The organism is Paractinoplanes brasiliensis, assembly GCF_004362215.1.
Classification (GTDB): domain Bacteria; phylum Actinomycetota; class Actinomycetes; order Mycobacteriales; family Micromonosporaceae; genus Actinoplanes; species Actinoplanes brasiliensis.
This window is the reverse complement of record NZ_SNWR01000002.1, coordinates 1,323,780-1,342,817: the sequence shown is the minus strand read 5'-3', so window position 1 is coordinate 1,342,817 and position 19,038 is coordinate 1,323,780. Positions and strand designations below refer to the sequence as shown.

General features: G+C 69.5%; 17 protein-coding genes and 4 pseudogenes. 9 read left to right on the top strand and 12 right to left on the bottom strand.

Features of this window, described 5'->3' with window-relative positions:
• Positions 1-15: 15 nt before the first annotated feature.
• The 4 genes and pseudogenes from C8E87_RS38195 to C8E87_RS38180 form a co-directional block, all read right to left on the bottom strand.
• Positions 16-708 carry a Crp/Fnr family transcriptional regulator gene (locus C8E87_RS38195; protein ID WP_239080083.1) on the bottom strand — a complete coding sequence of 231 codons (693 nt, stop codon included), beginning with the start codon at positions 706-708 and terminating at the stop codon, positions 16-18.
• Positions 709-859: 151 nt separating this feature from the next.
• Positions 860-2,155, bottom strand: coding sequence for an RICIN domain-containing protein (locus C8E87_RS38190; RefSeq protein ID WP_133878229.1), 1,296 nt, complete (start codon positions 2,153-2,155; stop codon positions 860-862).
• 233 nt (positions 2,156-2,388) lie between these two features.
• A pseudogene (locus tag C8E87_RS47105) lies at positions 2,389-2,520 on the bottom strand (GIY-YIG nuclease family protein); the annotation flags it as partial.
• A gap of 9 nt (positions 2,521-2,529) precedes the next feature.
• The gene (locus C8E87_RS38180; RefSeq protein WP_133878228.1) at positions 2,530-3,522 is read right to left on the bottom strand and encodes a LacI family DNA-binding transcriptional regulator; all 993 of its coding nucleotides are present in this window, start codon (positions 3,520-3,522) and stop codon (positions 2,530-2,532) included.
• A 182-nt stretch (positions 3,523-3,704) separates the two neighbouring features.
• Here C8E87_RS38180 and C8E87_RS38175 point away from each other — a divergent pair, with 182 nt between their 5' ends.
• From C8E87_RS38175 to C8E87_RS38160, 5 genes are read left to right on the top strand one after another with little or no spacing between them, the layout of a single operon-like run.
• The gene (locus C8E87_RS38175) at positions 3,705-4,610 is read left to right on the top strand and encodes a carbohydrate ABC transporter permease (RefSeq protein ID WP_133878227.1); all 906 of its coding nucleotides are present in this window, start codon (positions 3,705-3,707) and stop codon (positions 4,608-4,610) included.
• The gene (locus tag C8E87_RS46080; protein ID WP_243755195.1) at positions 4,610-4,762 is read left to right on the top strand and encodes a hypothetical protein; all 153 of its coding nucleotides are present in this window, start codon (positions 4,610-4,612) and stop codon (positions 4,760-4,762) included. The genes C8E87_RS38175 and C8E87_RS46080 overlap by 1 nt, the downstream gene beginning before the upstream one ends.
• 26 nt (positions 4,763-4,788) lie before the next feature.
• Complete coding sequence (locus C8E87_RS38170; protein WP_243755194.1) at positions 4,789-5,526, top strand: carbohydrate ABC transporter permease; 738 nt, start codon at positions 4,789-4,791, stop codon at positions 5,524-5,526.
• Between the two features lie 25 nt (positions 5,527-5,551).
• Complete coding sequence (locus C8E87_RS38165) at positions 5,552-6,892, top strand: ABC transporter substrate-binding protein (protein ID WP_133878226.1); 1,341 nt, start codon at positions 5,552-5,554, stop codon at positions 6,890-6,892.
• 23 nt (positions 6,893-6,915) lie between these two features.
• Complete coding sequence (locus tag C8E87_RS38160) at positions 6,916-8,892, top strand: beta-galactosidase (protein WP_133878225.1); 1,977 nt, start codon at positions 6,916-6,918, stop codon at positions 8,890-8,892.
• Positions 8,893-9,165: 273 nt separating this feature from the next.
• Here the strand turns inward: C8E87_RS38160 and C8E87_RS46725 are convergent.
• Positions 9,166-9,434: pseudogene (locus C8E87_RS46725) on the bottom strand (IS5 family transposase); the annotation flags it as partial.
• A gap of 223 nt (positions 9,435-9,657) precedes the next feature.
• Between C8E87_RS46725 and C8E87_RS38150 the strand changes: the two are divergent.
• Positions 9,658-10,727 (top strand): annotated as a pseudogene (locus C8E87_RS38150) (IS110 family RNA-guided transposase).
• A 17-nt stretch (positions 10,728-10,744) separates the two neighbouring features.
• Here the strand turns inward: C8E87_RS38150 and C8E87_RS38145 are convergent.
• A pseudogene (locus C8E87_RS38145) lies at positions 10,745-10,912 on the bottom strand (transposase); the annotation flags it as partial.
• A 288-nt stretch (positions 10,913-11,200) separates the two neighbouring features.
• Here C8E87_RS38145 and C8E87_RS38140 point away from each other — a divergent pair.
• Complete coding sequence (locus C8E87_RS38140; protein WP_133878224.1) at positions 11,201-11,824, top strand: NAD(P)-dependent oxidoreductase; 624 nt, start codon at positions 11,201-11,203, stop codon at positions 11,822-11,824.
• 72 nt (positions 11,825-11,896) lie between these two features.
• Positions 11,897-12,028, top strand: coding sequence for a MerR family DNA-binding protein (locus tag C8E87_RS46885; protein WP_133879214.1), 132 nt, complete (start codon positions 11,897-11,899; stop codon positions 12,026-12,028).
• 84 nt (positions 12,029-12,112) lie between these two features.
• Here C8E87_RS46885 and C8E87_RS44045 read toward each other — a convergent pair whose 3' ends face one another.
• From C8E87_RS44045 to C8E87_RS38105, 6 genes are all read right to left on the bottom strand, one after another.
• Positions 12,113-12,274: a hypothetical protein gene (locus C8E87_RS44045; RefSeq protein ID WP_166661415.1), complete on the bottom strand. Its 162-nt coding sequence runs from the start codon at positions 12,272-12,274 to the stop codon at positions 12,113-12,115.
• Entirely contained in the window at positions 12,271-13,218 is a 948-nt protein-coding gene (locus C8E87_RS38130) for a CPBP family intramembrane glutamic endopeptidase (protein ID WP_133878223.1), read from the bottom strand. Before C8E87_RS38130 ends, C8E87_RS44045 begins: the two co-directional genes overlap by 4 nt.
• Before the next feature lie 48 nt (positions 13,219-13,266).
• Positions 13,267-13,947 (bottom strand): response regulator, encoded by a 681-nt coding sequence (locus C8E87_RS38125; protein WP_133878222.1) that lies wholly within the window; start codon positions 13,945-13,947, stop codon positions 13,267-13,269.
• Complete coding sequence (locus tag C8E87_RS38120; RefSeq protein ID WP_203720592.1) at positions 13,944-15,092, bottom strand: sensor histidine kinase; 1,149 nt, start codon at positions 15,090-15,092, stop codon at positions 13,944-13,946. Before C8E87_RS38120 ends, C8E87_RS38125 begins: the two co-directional genes overlap by 4 nt.
• A gap of 9 nt (positions 15,093-15,101) precedes the next feature.
• Positions 15,102-15,941, bottom strand: a complete 840-nt coding sequence (locus tag C8E87_RS38115) for a CPBP family intramembrane glutamic endopeptidase (RefSeq protein WP_133878221.1) — start codon at positions 15,939-15,941, stop codon at positions 15,102-15,104.
• Positions 15,942-16,761: 820 nt separating this feature from the next.
• Positions 16,762-17,346, bottom strand: a complete 585-nt coding sequence (locus C8E87_RS38105; protein WP_133878220.1) for a TetR/AcrR family transcriptional regulator — start codon at positions 17,344-17,346, stop codon at positions 16,762-16,764.
• 131 nt (positions 17,347-17,477) lie between these two features.
• Here C8E87_RS38105 and C8E87_RS38100 point away from each other — a divergent pair, with 131 nt between their 5' ends.
• Positions 17,478-18,977, top strand: a complete 1,500-nt coding sequence (locus C8E87_RS38100) for an MFS transporter (protein ID WP_133878219.1) — start codon at positions 17,478-17,480, stop codon at positions 18,975-18,977.
• Positions 18,978-19,038 lie beyond the last annotated feature (61 nt).

The following is a 19,038-nucleotide window of genomic DNA, read 5'->3' as shown; positions in this document are numbered from 1 at the left end:
GGCGCTCGTCCGCGGTCAGGGGTCTGCGAGTTTTCTCAGCGCCGACGGGTCGGTGATGACGATGCGGCGGTAGCCGGTGGTGATCAGGCCTTGGTCGCGGAGTTCGTGTGCGGCCTTCTCCACGGTGGCCTGCGCGATCGCGACCATGGCGGCCAAGTCCGTCTGGCTGAGCGGCACCAGCAGTTCGACGCTGCCGTCGCTGCGTCTGCGGCCGCAGACCTCGGCCATTTCGGACAGCACCCGGGCCAGGCGGATGGGCGCCGGGAAGGCCGCGAAATCCGTGCGGCGGCGGTTGGCCCAGCGCAGCTGGCGGGCCACCGCGGCCGCGATCAGCGCGGAGGCGTCGGGGCGTTGCCGCAGGAAAGCCTCGAAGTCACCGCGCTGCAGCCGGCCCGCGACCAGCGGGCCGGAGGCGCTGACGGTGGCGTTGCGGGGTTCGCCGGTCAGCGCTCCGATCTCGCCGACCACCTCGCCGGGCAGCCGGATGCCGAGCAGCGTCTCGACCCCCTCGACTGCGGTGGTCACCTTGACGAAGCCGCTGAGCAGCAGGAAGACGTGGGAGTCGAGGGCGCCCTCGCGCAGGATGACCCGGCCGGCCGGGAAGCTGAGGCGGACACTGCGCTCGACCAGCGATGCGGCGACGTCCCGGGGCAGGCTGCCGAGGAACGTGCCGGCGGCCCACCCGTAGTCGCGCACGACCCCACTCAACCACGCACCCTGTTTGGACAGCAATGCGCAGCTGCGAGCGATTCGCGGACTTCGACCGGCCGCCTGGCCCCGCGCGGCTGGGGCTCCTGCCGGGACACGGCCGAGCAGGCGGCGTTGCCCGGCCAGGGGGAGCCGGCCGGGCAACGACTGGTCAACGGGTCAGACGGAAGCTTTGGGCCGCGGTTCCGTTACACGTGTACTGCACCAGTTGGACGCCGTCGGCTGTGGAGGCCGCGGGGACGTCGAGGCATTTGCCGCTGTTGCGGTTCACGAAACGGTAGTAGCCGCCGCCCTCGTCCACCGGCAGCCACTGCTGGTTGGCGCCACCCCCGTACGCCCAGGTCTGGATCGGCGCGTTGTCGGCCGTGGACACATTGGTGACGTCGAGCGCCTGCGCCGCATTGCCCCGGCCGTTGATGCGCACATAGCCGCCGCTCGTCGGGGCGAACTGGAACTGCTGCGCGTTCGAGCCGTTGCACGTGTACTGCTGGACGGCCGTGCCGTTGACTGTTCCGGCCGCGCGTGCGTCAACGCATTTGGCGCTGTTCCTGCTGACCACCGGATACCAGGCCGCGGGGTCGATCGGTGCCGGGGGCTGCGGGGTGCTGTCACCGCCGCCCAGCCACAGAATGCTGTTGATCAGCCACTGGTTCTGCTGGGCGCTGGCGAACGTGGACGACGTCCGGGTGTTGGTCTCGTAGTTCATGCCGTTGTGGCCGAAGTTCGTGTAGACCATCTTGTAGTTCCGGTTCGACCAGATCAGCGGGTAGAAACCGCTGCGCCACTGCTGGTCCGGGTCGGTGCCGACCGGGAAACTGGACGCGTCGACCGAGGCCAGGATGTCGATGTCCGGGTTCTGCCGCAGATCCCGGCTCCACGAATACCACTCGCTGACCGCCGACGGAATTGTCGCCGGCAGGCCCGCCGTGGTCGGATGGTTGCGGTTCTCGATACGCAACGTCTCGGCCGTCGGGCCCCACGTGTTCGTGGCGAAGTTGCCCGAGCCCAGGAACGTGTTGTGATACCAGCTCCAGCCGTTGGCGTCGGTCGTGAAGGCGCTCACGTGAAAGCCCAGCCAGGCGCCGCCGTTCTGCATGTACTGCTGGAAAGCCGCCCGCCGATCCGCCGGAGGGGCGTCGTCGAGAAACATGATGACCTTGTAACCGGCCAGGCCGGATGCGCTGAGCCGGCTCCAGTCGGTGGTGGCCTCCCAGGTGAAACCGTTCTGCGCGCCCGCCTGCGGGAACCATTCCCGGGCTTCCTTGTCGAAGTCGATGTGCGCGGCATCGTAGGTGCCGTTGTAGAAGGCGAGCACCTTGAACGGTTCAGCGGCGCGCATCGGCGTCATGGCGTGGGGGGTTTGTGCTGGAGCGGCGGCGTGTGCGGGAGCGGCGAGGGTGCCGACCGTGAGCAGCGCCGCGACCAGGGCGCGTTTGAGCAGACGCATGGCGAGACCTCAGGGGATGAGTGCGGGGATGGGGGGCGGCGCCGCGAACCCATCCTGAGGCATCGACAGCCCTTGATACAAGTAATAGTTAATCTGATTTCCAGAAAACACCTCCTGCCTTCGTACGCCTCATCCTGGATCCGGCCCGCCAACTCGAAAGCCAGGTGCGCCGACGCCCTTTCCCGCAGCAGAGCCAACCCCTCCCGTACGGCCTGGGTCTCCGGCGCCCGCAGGTCGCCCCAGTACGACCCGACCCGGCTGCGCAGGTTGGTGGCACGTCCGACGTAGAGCACCCGGCCGCCGGGGTCCCGGAACCGGTAGACCCCCGGTGCGGCGGGCAGCCGGGCGCTGAGTTCCCTGGACATGGCCGGAATCTACTCGACCGCCGGCGGGGGAGCGGTGCTGGCGCGCTCGACCAGCGTGGTCGGGACCAGGACCGTGCCCGGTTCGAGGGTGTGCCGGCGGATCTGGTCGAGCAGGCCCTGTACGCACTGCCGGCCGACCTCGGCGAAGTCCTGGTGCACGGTGGTCAGCGGGGGAAGGTAGGAGGCGGCGTCGGGGATGTCGTCGAAGCCGACCACGCTGACCTCGGCGGGAACCCGGCGGCCGCGCTCGTGCAGGGCCCGCAGCACGCCCAGGGCCATCTGGTCGTTCGCGCAGAACACCGCCGTGCAGGACGGGTCGGCGGGCAGGCGCAGGCCGGCCTCGTAACCCGACAGGGCCGACCAGTCGCCGCGCTGCACGGGCGGGACGGGGCGGCCGGCCTCTTCGAGCACGGTCCGCCAGGCCAGGGCGCGGCGCTCGCTTGCGAACGACTCGGCGGGGCCGGTGACGTGCCAGACCGTGTCGTGGCCGAGTTCGAGCAGGTGGCGTACGGCTTGGCGGGCGCCGTCGGCCTGGTCGGTGTCGACGACGGGGTAGCGGTCGCCGGCGTCGGAGTCGACGACCACGACCTGAACGCCCGGCGGGAGGGTGAGGTTGGCGGCGTCCAGCAGGTGCACTTCCATGATCACGATGACGCCGTCGACGGCCAGCTCGCCGAGGCGGGTGAAGGCGCCGAGCACGCCGTCCTGGGTCGGCATCGCGACCGGGATCAGCGTGATGGCGTACCCCTCCTGGGCGGCCTGGGCGGCGATCGCCTCGACCGTGCGGCTGTTGCCGGTCGTCGCCAAGGTGAACAAAATGACGCCGATAGTACGAAATTCGCCCCGTTTGAGGGCGCGTGCGGCACTGTTGGGCCGATAACCCAGTTGTTGCATCGCGTCCAGAACCTGACGCCGGGTCGACTCGACCACGCTGGGGTGGCCGTTGGAGACGCGGCTGACCGTCTGGGCCGAGACACCAGCCAGGCGGGCCACGTCGGCCATCGAAACACCCCGGGGGCGGTTGCTTGACGATCGCTGCACGCGGTGAAACTATCACCCTCATGTTTGCGTAAACATCACACCGGTGAACTCGTCGAAACATTGTCGAACACCTTTGATCGATGCCATGTTTGCGCAAACACCCGCAACCACCGCCCGTGCCCGGCAGGACAGGATGACGGCAGATGGCAGTTCCCCAGGTCGCGGCGCCGCCGCCGGCGACGAGACGAGTGCGCCGCTCCTACCGGGGCTGGCAGTTCGTCGGCCCGTTCATGATCGTGTTCGCGCTGGTCTTCCTGGCCCCGATCGCCTACTCGATCTACCTGAGCCTGTACCGCAACCGGCTCATCGGCGGTAACGCGTTCGTCGGCCTCGACAACTACACCCAGGCCCTGCAGGACCCCAACTTCTGGTCCGGCGTCGGGCGGGTCGGTCTCTTCCTGGTCGTCCAGGTGCCGATCATGTTGTTCCTGGCCCTGCTCGTCGCCCTCGCCCTGGACAGCGGCCGCCTCTACGGCAAGAGCTTCTTCCGCGTCTCGATCTTCCTGCCGTACGCCGTGCCCGCCGTGGTCGCCGCGCTGATGTGGGGCTTCATCTACGGCTCGCAGTTCGGTCTGGTCGGCGGCATCAACGACGCCCTCGGGATCTCGCTGCCCGACCCGCTCCAGCCCAGCCTCATCTTGGCCTCGATCGGCAACATCACCACCTGGACGTTCGTCGGCTATAACATGCTGATCTTCTATTCGGCCCTGCAGGTGGTGCCGAAGTCGCTCTACGAGTCGGCCGCCATCGACGGCGCCGGCCAGGTCCGGATCATCCGGTCGATCAAGCTCCCGGCCATCCGGGGCGCGCTGGTCATCGCCACGATCTTCTCGATCATCGGCAGCTTCCAGCTCTTCAACGAGCCGGCCATCCTGCGCAACCTGGCGCCCAACGCGATCACCACGTACTTCACTCCGAACTTCTACGCCTACTCGCTGACCTTCTCCGGCCAGCAGATCAACTACTCCGCGGCGGTCGCGGTCGTGATGGCCGTGATCACCATGATCGTCGCCTACGTGGTGCAGCTGCGCGGGACGAAGGACCTCTGATGACAACCACGACTCCTGCGGTGCAGTCCTCACCCCGTACGGGAAAGCCTGTGACCTTGTCGTCGAGAAGGCGGCGCAAGGGCAGCGTGCTGCTGACCGTGCTCACCGGGCTGATCGCCGTGTACTCGCTGTTCCCCTCGCATGGCTGCTGATCAACTCGACCAAGACGCAGGACGGCTTGTTCTCGTCGTTCGGGCTGTGGTTCGACGACGGCAAGTTCGCGCTGTTCAGCAACATCGCCGACACCTTCACGTACGACAACGGGATCTTCCTGCGCTGGCTCGGCAACACCCTGCTCTACGTGGTGGCCGGCGCCGGCGGGGCGACGTTCCTCGCGCTGCTGGCCGGTTACGGGCTCGCCAAGTTCGACTTCGTCGGCAAGAAGGCCGTGTTCGCGATCGTCATCGGCGCCGTGGCCGTGCCGCCGACCGCGCTGGCCGTCCCGACGTTCCTGATGTTCAGCAAGATGGGGCTCACCAACACCCCGTGGGCCGTGATCATCCCGTCGCTGATCTCGCCGTTCGGCCTGTACCTGATGTGGACGTTCTCCGCCCAGGCGGTGCCGACCGAGATGCTCGAGGCGGCCCGGGTCGACGGGGCCGGCGAGTTCCGCACGCTGTTCCGCCTCAGCGTGCCGCTGCTCATGCCCGGCATCGTCACGACGCTGCTCTTCACCATGGTCGCGACGATGAACAACTACTTCCTGCCGCTGATCATGCTCAAGAACCCGGACTGGTACCCGCTCACCGTCGGCCTGAACTCGTGGAACGCGCAGGCCGCCACGGCCGGCGGCGAGGCCGTCTTCAACCTGGTCATCACCGGTTCGCTGATCACCGTCGTCCTGCTCCTCGCGGCCTTCTTGTCGCTGCAGCGTTACTGGCAGTCCGGCCTGGCCGCCGGCTCCGTCAAGGAATAACCCTTTTGTGAAAGGACCCTCCTCCATGACCCGTTTCCTCAAGGTGGCGGCCGCTGCGTCGGCTGCTGTCCTGGCCCTGGCTGCCTGCGGTGGCGGCGGGGACGACTCGTCCACAGGTTCCGGCTCCGGCGGCTCCACCGTCTCCGACGCCGACGTCACCGCCGCGCTCGAGAAGGGCGGCACCCTGACGGTGTGGGCGTGGGAGCCCACGCTCAAAGACGTCGTCACGAAGTTCCAGGAGAAGTACCCCAACGTCAAGGTCGAGCTGGTCAACGCGGGCACCGGCGACAAGCAGTACACCGCCCTGCAGAACGCGATCGCGGCGGGCAAGGGCGTGCCGGACGTCGGGCAGATCGAGTACTACGCGCTGCCGCAGTTCGCCATCGGCAAGGCGCTGACCGACCTCAAGCCGTACGGGGCGGAAGCTCTGAAGGCCGACTTCAACCCCGGCCCGTGGAACTCCGTCAACTCCGGCGGCGGCGTCTACGGCCTGCCGATGGACTCGGGCCCGATGGCGCTGTTCTACAACAAGGAGGTCTTCGACAAGCACAAGATCGAGGTGCCGAAGACCTGGACCGAGTACCTCGACGCCGCGCGCAAGCTGCACAAGGCCGACCCCAAGGCGTACATCACCAACGACACCGGTGACGCGGGCCTGACCACCAGCCTCATCTGGCAGGCCGGCGGCAAGCCGTACCAGGTCGACGGCACCAACGTCACGATCAACTTCACCGACGCCGGTTCGCAGGAGTTCGTGAAGGTGTGGCAGGCGCTGATCAGCGAGAAGCTGCTCGCCCCGGTCAGCTCCTGGAGCGACGGCTGGTTCCAGGGCATCGGCAACGGCTCGATCGCCACGATCGCGACCGGCGCGTGGATGCCGGCCAACTTCGTCACCAGCGCCCCGGCCGGCTCCGGCAAGTGGCGCGCGGCCGAGCTCCCGCAGTGGACCGCCGGCGCCAACGCCAGCGCCGAGAACGGCGGCAGCTCTCTTGCGATCATGGAGAAGGGCGCCAACAAGGAGCTCGCGTACGGGTTCCTGAAATTCGCCAACGACGGCGACGGCGTGCAGATCCGCGTCGACGGCGGCGCCTTCCCGGCCACCAGCAAGACCCTGGCCGACCCGAAATGGCTGGCCGACGAGTTCGAGTACTTCGGCGGTCAGAAGGCCAACGAGGTCTTCGCCAAGTCGGCCCAGAACGTCGTCACCGGGTGGTCGTACCTGCCGTTCCAGGTCTACTCGAACAGCATCTTCAACGACACCGTGGGCAAGGCGTACGTCTCGGGCACCACGCTCACCGACGGGCTGAAGGCCTGGCAGGAGCAGTCCGCCAAGTACGGCAACGAGCAGGGCTTCACCGTCAAGTAAGTCCGTTCCACCTGGGAGATCTTGTGCAAAACCCCCGTTGGCTGCGCCGGGCCGGAGACCCTCGTCTCGAGTACGGCGCGGACTACAACCCCGAGCAGTGGCCCCGCGAGGTCTGGGACGACGACGTACGCGCGATGCGCGAGGCCGGCGTCACCATCGTCTCGCTCGGCATCTTCTCGTGGGCCAAACTGGAGACCGCCCCGGGCCGGTACGACTTCGGCTGGCTCGACGAAGCGATCGAGAAGTTGCACGCCAACGGGATCGCGGTCGACCTGGCCACGGCGACGGCCTCCCCGCCGCCGTGGCTGACCACCGCGTATCCGCAGGTCCTGCCGGTGGACGCCAAGGGCAACACGATCTGGCCGGGCGGCCGTCAGCAGTGGCGGCCGACGTCGCCGATCTTCCGTGAGCACGCGCTGCGGCTCGTACGGGCGATGGCCACCCGGTACGGCAACCACCCGGCCGTGGTGGCCTGGCACGTCAGCAACGAGCTGGGCTGCCACAACGTCTACGACTACTCCGACGACGCGGCGGCCGCGTTCCGCACCTGGCTGCGTGCCCGATACACGACGATCGACGCGCTGAACGAGTCGTGGGGCACGGCGTTCTGGTCGCAGTGGTACACCGGCTTCGAGCAGATCCTGCCCCCGCGCCAGGCCGCGACCCACCCCAACCCGACCCAGCAGCTCGACTTCAAGCGGTTCTCGTCCGACGCGCTCAAGGACTACCTCGTCGCCGAGAAGGCCGTCCTGCGCGAGATCACGCCCGACATCCCCGTGACCACGAACTTCATGGTCATGGGCGAGACCAAGGGCATGGACTACGCGGACTGGGCGGCCGAGGTCGACTTCGTCTCCAACGATCACTACCGCCTGCCCGGCGGACAAACCCTGGACGAGCTGTCGTTCTCGGCCAACCTGACCGGCAACCTGGCCGGCGGGCGGCCGTGGTTCCTGATGGAACACTCCACCAGCGCGGTCAACTGGCAGCCGATCAACCTGGCCAAGAAGCCGGGCGAACTGGCCCGCGACTCGCTCACCCACGTCGCCCACGGCGCCGACGCGGTCTGCTTCTTCCAGTGGCGGCAGTCCCGGGCCGGCGCCGAGAAATACCACTCGGCGATGGTCCCGCACGCCGGCACCGACTCCTCGCTGTTCCGCGAGGTGGCCTCGCTCGGCTCGACGCTTCGTTCGCTCTCCCATGTGGCGGGCGTTCCCCGTACGCCGGCCAAGGCTGCGATCCTGTTCGACTGGACCTCGTGGTGGGCGGTCGAGCAGGACTCCCACCCGACCGCTGCGCTGCGCTACCGGCAGGAGGCGCTCGACTGGTACACGGCGTTCCTCGACCTGGGCGTACGGGCCGACGTGCTGCCCGTGGCGGCCGACTTCTCGGCGTACGACGTGGTGGTGGCGCCCGTGCTGCACGTGGTGCCGTCCGGCCTGGCTGACCGGCTGACCTCGTACGCCTCGTCCGGTGGGCACCTGATCACCACGTACTTCTCGGGGATCGTCGACGAGAACGACCACGCCTGGCTCGGCGGCTACCCCGGGGCGCTGCGCGACCTGCTCGGCATCCGCATCGAGGAGTTCGGCCCCCTGCTCGACGGCGACACGGCCGAACTCGACAACGGCCTCACCGGCACCCTGTGGACCGACCGCATCGACGTGGTCTCGCCCGACACGGCGGTGCTGGCCACCTACAAGACCGGCGACCAGGCCGGCCGGGCCGCGATCACCCGCCGTACGGTCGGCGCCGGCTCGGCGGCGTACGTGTCGACCCGCCTCGGCCCCGACGGTCTCGGCCAGGTGCTCGGTGACCTGCTGTCCCGCGCCGGCGTCACCAGCGAACTCCCCTCGCCGCTGCGCGGTGTGGTCGAGCTGGCGGTGCGCGGCGACACCCGCTTCGTCATCAACCGCACCTCGGAACCGGTCGACATCGCGGCCCTGGGTGGCCCCGACCGCACTCTCACCGCCAGGGGAGTGGCGGTGTTCCGCGCCTGAGTCCCAGCTCAGGCGCGTCGGACGCCCCGGGAGCGCGCGCCGCTCCCGGGGCGTCCTTGTCTCCGCCGGGGCCGCCCGGCCGAGTCGAGTTCCCGCACCCACTCAAGGTGGATTGCTTGTAGTCGTGTCGATGCTCTCGGCTTGAACGCTCTCGGCCTCAACGCTCTCGGCCTCAGAGGGCGGTCCGGGAGGTTGTGTCCGTTCCGGGTTGAGGGTGAACAGGCCGGGTTGGCTCTCGGCCAGGATCTGCCGGTTGACCAGGCGTTTCAGCTCGGCTCGGATCAGTCCCAGAGCGTCGACGGCCAGCCCCCGCTTACGGCCCGGCACCTTCTTCCCGTCCTTGCCGGTGGTCGCGGCCGGAACATGGTTCGCGGCCCGGATCGACTGGGTGTCCAAGATGACCGCCGACGGATCCTCCCCCGCGCCTGACAGCGCAGCAGATCGTGAATGGCCTGGTCGGTGCCGTCGTCCCGCCACAACGCGAAGTAGTAATACGTCGCGGACTTCGGCGGCAGGTCATACGGCAGATACGCCCACTGACAGAGATGATGTTTGTGAGCACCTCCCGCCGAGGTTTGACCCACCCTCTGACTGACTTCGGGTCCTTAACGGGATTTGTCGGCCTCGATCGGGAGGTGCTCGTGCACTCATCAGGCGTGGCGTTGTGACTTCATAGGAGCCTGGCCAGAGGCCCCATCTCTGTCTTGTCCGCGTTGCCCGGCTGGTGCGTGCCGCCCTGCCCCAGTCACGAACGACAGGACGACGATGCCCTCCATTACACCTGATGAAGCCGCGATCGACGTCTTCGGTGGGGTCGACACCCACCAGGACACCCACACCGCCGCCGTGATCGACCAGATCGGCCGGGTCCTCGGCACGCAGCAGTTTCCTGCAGACGCGGCCGGCTACACCGCCCTGCTGGCCTGGATGCGCGAGCACGGCCGACTCAACCGGGTCGGGATCGAAGGCACCGGCGCCTACGGCGCGGGACTGGCCCGTCTGCTGCGCGCCGAGCAGGTGGCCATGATCGAGGTCGACCGCCCGGACCGCAAGACCCGCCGGTTCCAGGGCAAGTCCGACCCGATCGACTCGATCCAAGCCGCCCGGGCCGCCCTGGCCGGAGAACGCACCGGCACCCCAAACAGCGCGACGGCCGCGTCGAAGCGCTGCGTAACCTGCGCGTAGTCCGGCGCAGCGCGGTCGACCAGCGCGCCGACACCCAACGCCAAATCAAGGCCCTGATCGTCACCGCCACCGACGAGCTACGCGCCCGGCTACGCGGTCTGACCATCACGAAACTGATCGCCACCTGCGGAAACCTGCAACCCGACCCAGCCAACTCGGCCGCCCCGTCCACCGCCACCGAGCTTGCATTGCGCAGTCTGGCCCGCCGCCACCAGCAGCTGTCGGTCGAGATCACCGACCTCGACGAGCTGCTCGAACCTCTCGTCGCGGCGATCAACCCCGGCCTGCTGGCCGCCCACGGCGTCGGCGCCGAGGTCGCCGGGCAACTGCTGGTCAGTGCCGGCCAGAATCACGACCGGCTCGCCTCCGAAGCGGCGTTCGCCATGCTCTGCGGCGTCGCCCCGATCCCCGCCAGCTCCGGCAAGACCACCCGGCACCGACTCAACCGCGGCGGCGACCGGCAAGCCAACGCAGCCCTCTACCGCGTCGTCCTCGTCCGCCTGCGATGGGACCCCCGCACCCGCGACTACATGCAACGACGCACTAAAGAAGGCATGTCCAAAAAAGAAATCATCCGATGCCTGAAGCGGTACGTCGCCCGCGAGCTCTACCAGCTCATCACCAAAAACGATCTTGAACTTGCCGCTTGACATCTATAGGAGCATCACCCGGTCCGGTTCTGATGGAAGATCGAGTTCAGGATCTCCCGCAACGAGTAACGGCCCGTGTGCCCCGACGCCGACGGATGCTTCGCTTTCCACGCGTCCAGGAACGGACCCACCACCGCCCACTGCTCATCGGTGAGGTCACTGGGATACGCCTTCCGCTCGCCCATGACCAGCTCAACCAGCATGCCCACCGATCAGACATCGGCGCCGCTCGAAGGTCACGACATCGAGCGATGACGAACCAAGGAAAGCTCACAAACCGCTCCCCAGCGCCCCGCAGCGCTCGGTGGAGATCAGCTCACTCTGGTGATGTCGCTGCCGCGGTGAGCGCCGGGGTTGCTTCTCCGGAACCGCCTGTCTAGTATCTCAACGCTTGTCTAGTTTTTGGTTGCCGGTGTGGCTTCCGCCCTTGCCGGGACCTGCCTGCGACGAACCCACCAGGTTGAGGAATTCGTATGAAGCTGATCGTTTTCGGGGCCAGCGGCGGCACCGGACGCCTCGTGGTCTCCGGCGCGCTCGACCGCGGGTACCAGGTGACCGCGGTGGCCCGCCACCTTGACGGGCTGCCGTCACATCCCGATCTCGCGTTGCAACCCGCCGACGTGCTGGCCGGTGGCCGCCCGTTGCGGGAGATCGCTGTCGGGCACGACGCGGCGATCTCCGCGATCGGCAGCACGGCCCGGAATCCGAACGGCATCTACTCCAAGGGTGGCCAGGCGGTAGTCACTGCGCTGCAGGACGCTCAGGTGCAGCGGTTGATCGTCGTCTCGTCCGGCGGGGTGGAGTCCAAGGACCCCGGGTTGCCCTGGTGGTTCCGGCTGATGATTCCGTTGTTCCTGCGTGAGTTGTACGAGGACATGCGCGTGATGGAGGACATCGTGCGGTCTAGCCGGCTCGACTGGACTCTGGTCCGGCCCGGTTACCTCACCGACAAGCCGGCCACCGGGACGTTCCGGGTCGAGGACGGGAAGAACCCGCCCGGCGGGTCGCGGCTCAGCCGCGCCGATCTGGCGAACTTCCTGCTCGACGAACTCGACACCAGCCGGTGGAGCAAGGCTGCCCCGACGCTGACCTATTGATCTCGTCGTGGGTTCAATTTCTCCGTACGGCGAGAAGGCACGGCGAGGATTTGATGCGTACGACGGCGGAGCATTCCGAGCAGGCGAGCCCTGCGCCGTGTCTCGCTGATCCTCGTTGCTCGGCGACTCGGCATTCACCTTGCCGATGTCGCGGAGATCGTTTGCGACGCTGCCGATCGGCCCGCGCCGACCCAGCGGGACTGAGGGCATCGGATTCGGTCGGGGCGACCCGGCTGTCAGGTACCGGCCGTGCCCCGCGGACGCCTCACGCGAGAGCCTTCCGGGGCATCAACATGCAGTTCGCAGGGCGCGGAGCCGCGCAGGAGGAGCATCGCCGGGCGGGCCCGGCGTTCCGGGCAGGCTCAGCGTCCCGGCCAGGCCGACGCCGTCGCCGGCGGGGACGGTCAGGTCATGGTGGACCGGCAGCGGGGCGGCGACCGGAACGGTCATGCGGCCCGGCCCTGCGGGCGCGGACGCAGCCGGCCGGTCCGGGCCGCTCGGCGGAGCAGGAAGAACGCCGCGACGAGGCAGAGCAGCAGCGCGGGCAGGCCGGCCTCCGGTCCGAAGGCGCCCCCGGACAGCAGGTCCGGGCCGGTCAGGGTGGTGTGCAGCAGGCCGGTCTCGGCGGCTCCGACGCTGCTGGAGGTCGGCAGCCCGAAGATGCCGATGTGGGTGAAGTTCCAGGCGAAGTGCAGGCCGATCGGCAGCCACAGCGATCGGGTGAGGAGGTAGCAGGCGGCGGTCAGGGTGCCGCCCTCGATGCCCAGGGCGAGGGTGCCCCACAGGGTGGCGTGGTCGTTGACCAGGTGGGTGAGTCCGAAGAGCAGCGACGACACCACCAGCGCGATGACGCTGCCGACCCGCTCGTCCAGGATGCGGAACAGCACGCCGCGGAACAGCAACTCTTCGTTGACCGCGATGCTGGCCACCGCGCCGAAGCTCGCCAGGAAGCCGCCGGCTGATCCCCAGCCGGTCCGGCCCCAGCCGCCGAGCAGCCCGATCGCCAGGATCATGACGGTGAAAAGGGCGAACCCGAGCAGAGCGCCCCGGGCGAGACCGGACCAGCGGCCGGTCGCGGCCAGTTCGGGGACGGTCTCGCGGGCCTCGACCGTGCGTGACAGCCACCGGTAGCAGAGCAGCGCGCCCGTCGCGGTCCCCAGGCCGACGATCAGCGCGACCACGGGGTGGCCGGCCGCCTGCACGTTGAGCCCGCGGGTCGCGGCCAGCACCACGAGGAGCGCGACCACCAGCACCGGGACCCGGAGGCTGCGCAGCCGGCGCCGGGCCGGTCGGAGGTCGATCGCGGTCGGTGGCATGGGCGGGCCTTTCGACGTGGTGGCGGCGAGGGATTCGCTGCCGGGCACGACGATAGGGATGACCGAGGTGCGGGTCATCCCTCCGGAGTGGACACTTCGGGTGGCTCCCGCGAGGGACCCGCGGGCTCAGCCCGCGTCCGGTGTCAGACCGATCCGGTACGCCAGGATGGCCGCCTGGACACGGTCGCGCAGGCCCAGCTTGAGCAGGATCCGGGACACGTACGTCTTGACCGTCTCCAGGGAGAGGACCAGCTCGGCGGCGATCTCGGAGTTCGAGCGGCCGGCCGCAATCTGCTTGAACACGTCCAGTTCCCGTGCGGTGAGCGCCGCGCTGACGCTGTCCCGTTCCGGCGACGAGGTGTCGGGCCGGACCCGTTCGGCGAAGTGCCCGATCAGCTGGCGGGTGACGGCGGCCGCCAGCAGCGAGTCGCCACCGGCCACGGTGCGGATGCCGTCCACCAGCCGGGCGTACGGCGTGTCCTTGAGCAGGAAGCCGCTCGCACCGGCCCGCAGCGCCTCGTACACGTATGCGTCGACGTTGAAGGTGGTGACGACCAGCACCCGCACCGGATCGGCGACCTCCGGGCCGGCCAGCCGCCGGGTCGCCTCGATGCCGTCCAGCACCGGCATCCGCACGTCCATCACGGCCACGTCCGGGCGCAGCACACGCGCCAGGCGGACCGCCTCCTCCCCGTCCGACGCCTCGCCGACCACCTCCAGGTCGGGCTGAGCGGCGAAGATCGTGGCGTAACCGGCCCGGACCAGATCCTGGTCGTCGCAGATCAGCACGCGGATCGGGCCGGTCACTCGGCGCCACCCGCCGGGAGCACGGCACGGACCCGGAAGCTGCCGTCCGGCCCGAACCCGGAGACCAGCTCCCCGTCTACCTGCCGCACCCGCTCCCGCATCCCGGTCAGCCCCCGCCCACCGGCCGGAGGCGCCGTCGCGGCGGGTGCCGGTCCGCTCGTGGTGACCTCGATCTCGACCTCGCGGCCCCGGTGATCGACCAGGACCGTGGTCGGGCGGCCGGCGGCGTGCCGGATCGCGTTGGTGAGCGCCTCCTGGACCACACGGTAGGCCGCCAGCTCGACGTCTGCCGGCAGCGGCGGCCCCTCCCTCGCGGGGATCCACTCGACCGGCTGCCCGGTCAGTCGGGCCTGCTCGACCAGATCGCCGATCCGCCCGGCGGCCAGGGCCCGGTCGGGCGGATCCGGCTCACCGGTCGCCTCGAGGGTGGCCAACAGGGTCCGCAGCTCGGTCAGCGCCCGGCGCCCGGCCGCCCCGATCGCGGTCAGCCCGTCGGCCGCACGGTCCGGCGTACCCCGGAGAAGCAGGCCGGTCGCATCGGCCTGGACCACCATGGCGGTAACGTGGTGGGTAACCACGTCGTGCAGCTCGCGGGCGATCCGGGCCCGTTCGGCGGCCGAGGCCACCTCGGCGGCCAGGCGCTGGTGCTCGGCCTGATCGGCCCGCCACCGCCGGACCCCGCTGCCGGTCCACCAGATCGCCGCCAGGATCAGGTAGAAGGCGGTGAAGTCGAGGAACCCCTGCGGGGACCCGAGGAGGTGCAGCACGACGGCCAGCACCAGGTAGGCCGCGGTCACCGTCCCGGCGACGACCCGACGCCGCCGGGCCAGGTGCGCGCCCGCCGCGTACACCGCGAACAGCAGTGCGGACTTGGCGAACGTGTCCGGACGGCCGAGTACCTGACCGATCGCCCAAGCGCTTCCGACGACGGTCAGGCAGATCAAGGTGCGACGGGTACGCAGGGCGAGCGGCAGGCTCAGCCCGAGGATCAGCACCACCTCGGCCGCACCGGGCTCCCGGCCACCCGGCAGATCACCGATCTCCGGCCCCAGGTGGGCGACCGTCGGCACGAACGCCAGCACGGTCACCAGGACGGTCAGCCAGACGTCCTTCGTGGATGCGGGAAGGGACCGCCACCGGAACACGCCGGGAGTCTAGTGAGCGCGGCGGCGCAGTGGTACCAGGTGGCCGCGGCGGGCGGCGGCGAGGAGCATCGGGACGGCGATCAGCAGGCTCACGACCACCGGGACGATCGACGCCTCCAGCCCGAACGCGCCGCCGGTCAGCAGCGCGGGCCCGGTCGGGCGGGTCACCAGCAGACCCTCGGCGGCATGCCCGGAGACCGGGATGCCGAGCAGCCCGACCGCGGTGTTCCAGGCGAAGTGCAGGCCGACCGCGAACCAGATGCTCCGGCGCCACAGGAACGCCGCCCCGAGCAGCACGCCGGCCTCCACAGCGATGGCGAGCGAGCTCCACGGTGTCGCGGCCGGGTTGGCCAGATGCAGCAGCCCGAACAGCAGCGCGGTGACCGCGAGCGCCACCCCGCTGCCCGCCATCCGTTCCAGTGCCTGCAACGCGAGACCCCGGAACAGCAGTTCCTCGGTGACCGCCGCGCCCAGCGAGGTCGCCGCCATTCCCGCCACGATCGTCACCGGATCGCCGGTCGACCGGCTGAACGAGAACTCGGTCAACAGCGCCAGGATCGACACCCCGATGAACAGGATCCCGAACACCGCGCCGAACAGCAGCTCGGGCACGGCGGTCCGCCCGGTGATCTCGGGGGTGTCCCGCCCGGCTACGTGACGCATCACCAGCCGGTAGACGACGACCGCGACCGCAGCGCCGACCAGGCCGAGGACCGGCCCGCCGAGCGACAGAATCGAGGCCGCGCCGACACCGGCCAGTCCCACCAGCATCCAGACGACCGGCCGGCGCAGGAGACGACCGGCCGGCCCCGGCCGGACCTCCGTGTCCGATTCCGACTCAGTACTCATCGACCAGCTCCCGTCCCGCGGCGGGTCGCCCCGTCCGGCAGCCCGCCGGTGAACGCTAGAGAGTCATCCGGGCCGGCGAATCCCCCGAGAGAGGACAGCGGCGGTAGCTCTCCCGAGGGATACGGCGCTGCGGTCGGCTACGGCTCGTGTCAGTTCTCGTCGCCGCAGTGGAACGGCGTCACGCCGGCTGCCATCCGAAGGCCGCCGTATAGGTGGGCCAGCAGCAGCGGATCGTTGTAGTAGTCGCTCTTGCTCATCGGGAGTCCCCCTTGCGGGGTGCTACGCCACAGAGCGGGCAGCGCCGGAGGCACCGCCTTGTGCCCCATCGCAGTGTAGAAGACCCGGCCCCCGTCGAACGGCTGGCATCAGGAGACCGGGTGGTGGGGACCCATGCCGGGCGAGCCGCCGGGGGCGCAGCCTGGACAAGTGGACGAACGACCAGTCACGCCGACGGATCGGCCCGGCAGCGATAGACCAGTTCGAGTCGCTGCCGGGCTGGCCCGGCAGGTAGCCGCGAGTGGCAGGCGATGACTCCCTATGCGTCGCAGAGCGCAGTGCGGGCAACCAGCGTCTCACCGCAGGCACATGCTGCGCCGCGTCTCGCTGTTCCTCGTTGCTCGGCGACTCGGCATTCACCTTGCCGATGAGGCCAGCCGCTGACCCCAGGCACGCTACGTTGCGTGCCGGGGGGAGTACTTCATGATGCGGTGTGCCGTCGCGCACCTGCCGACAGGGCGAGCGTGAGCAGTTCGAGCAGACGGCTTTCAGTATCGTTGCAGCCGAGCATGTGCCGGCGATCTTCGGCGCCGACGCGTAGGCGTCAGGCCGTCGGGGCGATGACGTTGCGAATGGCCGGGCCGGCCAGGCGCAGGACGTCGTCGAGGTCGGCGTCGGCGATGTAGGGCATGCGCAGCAGGTAGCGCTGCGCGGCGATGCCCATCATCATGGCGCCGGCCAGGGAAGCGCGTAGGTTGGCCTCCGGATCGTCGACGGTCGCGGCGATCGCGTCGACGACCTCGGTGGTGATGTGACGCCGCAGCAGTTCGGCGGCTTCTTCGCTGGTCATGCTGGCGCGCACGAGCACCGCCATCGGACTGTTCGGGTCGGCGGCCCAGCTGCTCAGCATGCCGTGCAGGAAGTTGTGCACGCTCTGCGCCGGATCGTCGGCGGTCAGCTCCGCGATCGGGACGTGCCAGTGCACCGCGGCCCGGAACAGCTGCTGCTTGCTGCCGAAATACTGCAGGATCGACGACTTGTCGACCTCGGCGGCCGCGGCGATCCCGCGGATCGTGGTGCGCTCGTAGCCGAGCTCGGCGAACAGGGCGCGAGCGGCCTCCAGGATGCGCCGCCGGGTGCGCTCGCCCTTGCGTTCACCCTGCGGCGCCGCTGCGGCGGCCTCGGTCATCGTGCAGCCCTTCCGTACGTCGGCGTCTGATCGTACAAGCCGGCACACCCCTACTCGAAGAACTAGACAACCGTTGAGATATTGTCGCGGCCCCACCAAAACTCAACACCCGTCTAGTTCTGGAGTCTCTGATGTCCGTCCCCGCACCATCGGCTCCGCCGCGCACCTCCACCCATCCGGCCCTCGCGCTGATCGTCATCGCGGCCGCGCAGCTGATGGTCGTGCTGGACAGCACGATCACGAACATCGCGCTGCCGAGCATCCAGAAGGACCTCGAGGTGTCCGCCTCCGGCCTGTCCTGGATCGTCAACTCCTACGTCCTGGCCTTCGGCGGGCTGCTGCTGCTCGGCGGGCGCACCGGCGACCTCTACGGCAAACGGCGGGTGTTCCGGATCGGCCTGACCGTGTTCGCCGGCGCATCGCTGCTGGGCGGCCTGGCCCCGAACGTGGAGTTGCTGATCGCCGCCCGGGTCCTGCAGGGCCTCGGCGCGGCCGTCATCGCGCCGACCGCGTTGTCGCTGATCGCGACCACGTTCGCCGAGGGTGCCGCCCGTAACCGGGCGATGGGCGTCTACGCCGCGATGTCCGGGCTCGGCGCCACCGTCGGCCTGCTGCTCGGCGGCGTGCTCACCGACTACCTGAGCTGGCGCTGGGTGATGTTCGTCAACGTCCCGATCGGCGTGCTCGTACTGCTCGGCGCCCGCGTGCTGGCCAGCGGCGAGAAGCTGCACGGCGAACTGGACGTGCGCGGCGCGGCCACCGCCACCGGCGGCCTGACTGCCCTGGTCTACGCCATCACTCAGGGCGGCGACCGCGGCTGGACCGACCCCGTCACCCTCGGCATGTTCACCGTCGCGGCAATCCTGCTGATCACCTTCCTGCGCTCGCAGCGCAGGAACCGGCACCCGCTGCTGCCCTTGCGGCTACTGCGTAACCGCAACCGGGCCGGGTCCTACGTCACCATGCTGTTCATCGGCGCGGCCATGTTCGCCACCTTCTATCTCCTGTCGCTTTTCATGCAGCAGGTCAAGGGCTACAGCCCGGTTCGTGCCGGGTTCGCCTATCTGCCGTTCAGCCTCGGCATGGGGATGGCCGCCGGGATCGGCTCACGCCTGGCCGGCCGGTTCTCGCCACGCACGCTCGCCGGCCCCGGCCTGGTCGTCGCGGCCGGCGGGATGCTCTGGCTCAGCCTGCTCGAACCGTCCTCGTCGTACTTCACCCACCTGATGCCGGCCATGTTCATCACCGCCGTCGGCCTGGGCGCCAGCTTCCTGCCGATGACGCTCGGCGCGATCTCCGGCGTCGACCGCAACGACACCGGCATCGCCTCGGCCGTCCTCAACACCGCCCAGCAGATCGGCGGCGCCGTCGGCCTGGCCGTCCTGGCCACCGTCTCCACCAGCGCCGCCGATGACAAACTGCCGCACGCCGACGTCGCGTTCTTCCGCGCCCTGACCAGCGGCGACCTGACCCTGGTCCAGCGGGCGGCCGACGCGCTGTCCCACGGCTACACCGTCGCGTTCGCCTCCGCCGCCGGCTTCCTGCTGGCCGCGCTGGTCATCACCGTCACCACGCTCAACGCAAGCCCCCAGCAGCGCACCGAGGACGCGGCGCCCGTACACATCGGCTGACACCCCGCTGCGGCGGCGCTCCTTCGGCGACACGTATGCGGACAGCGGGCTGGTGGCGGTG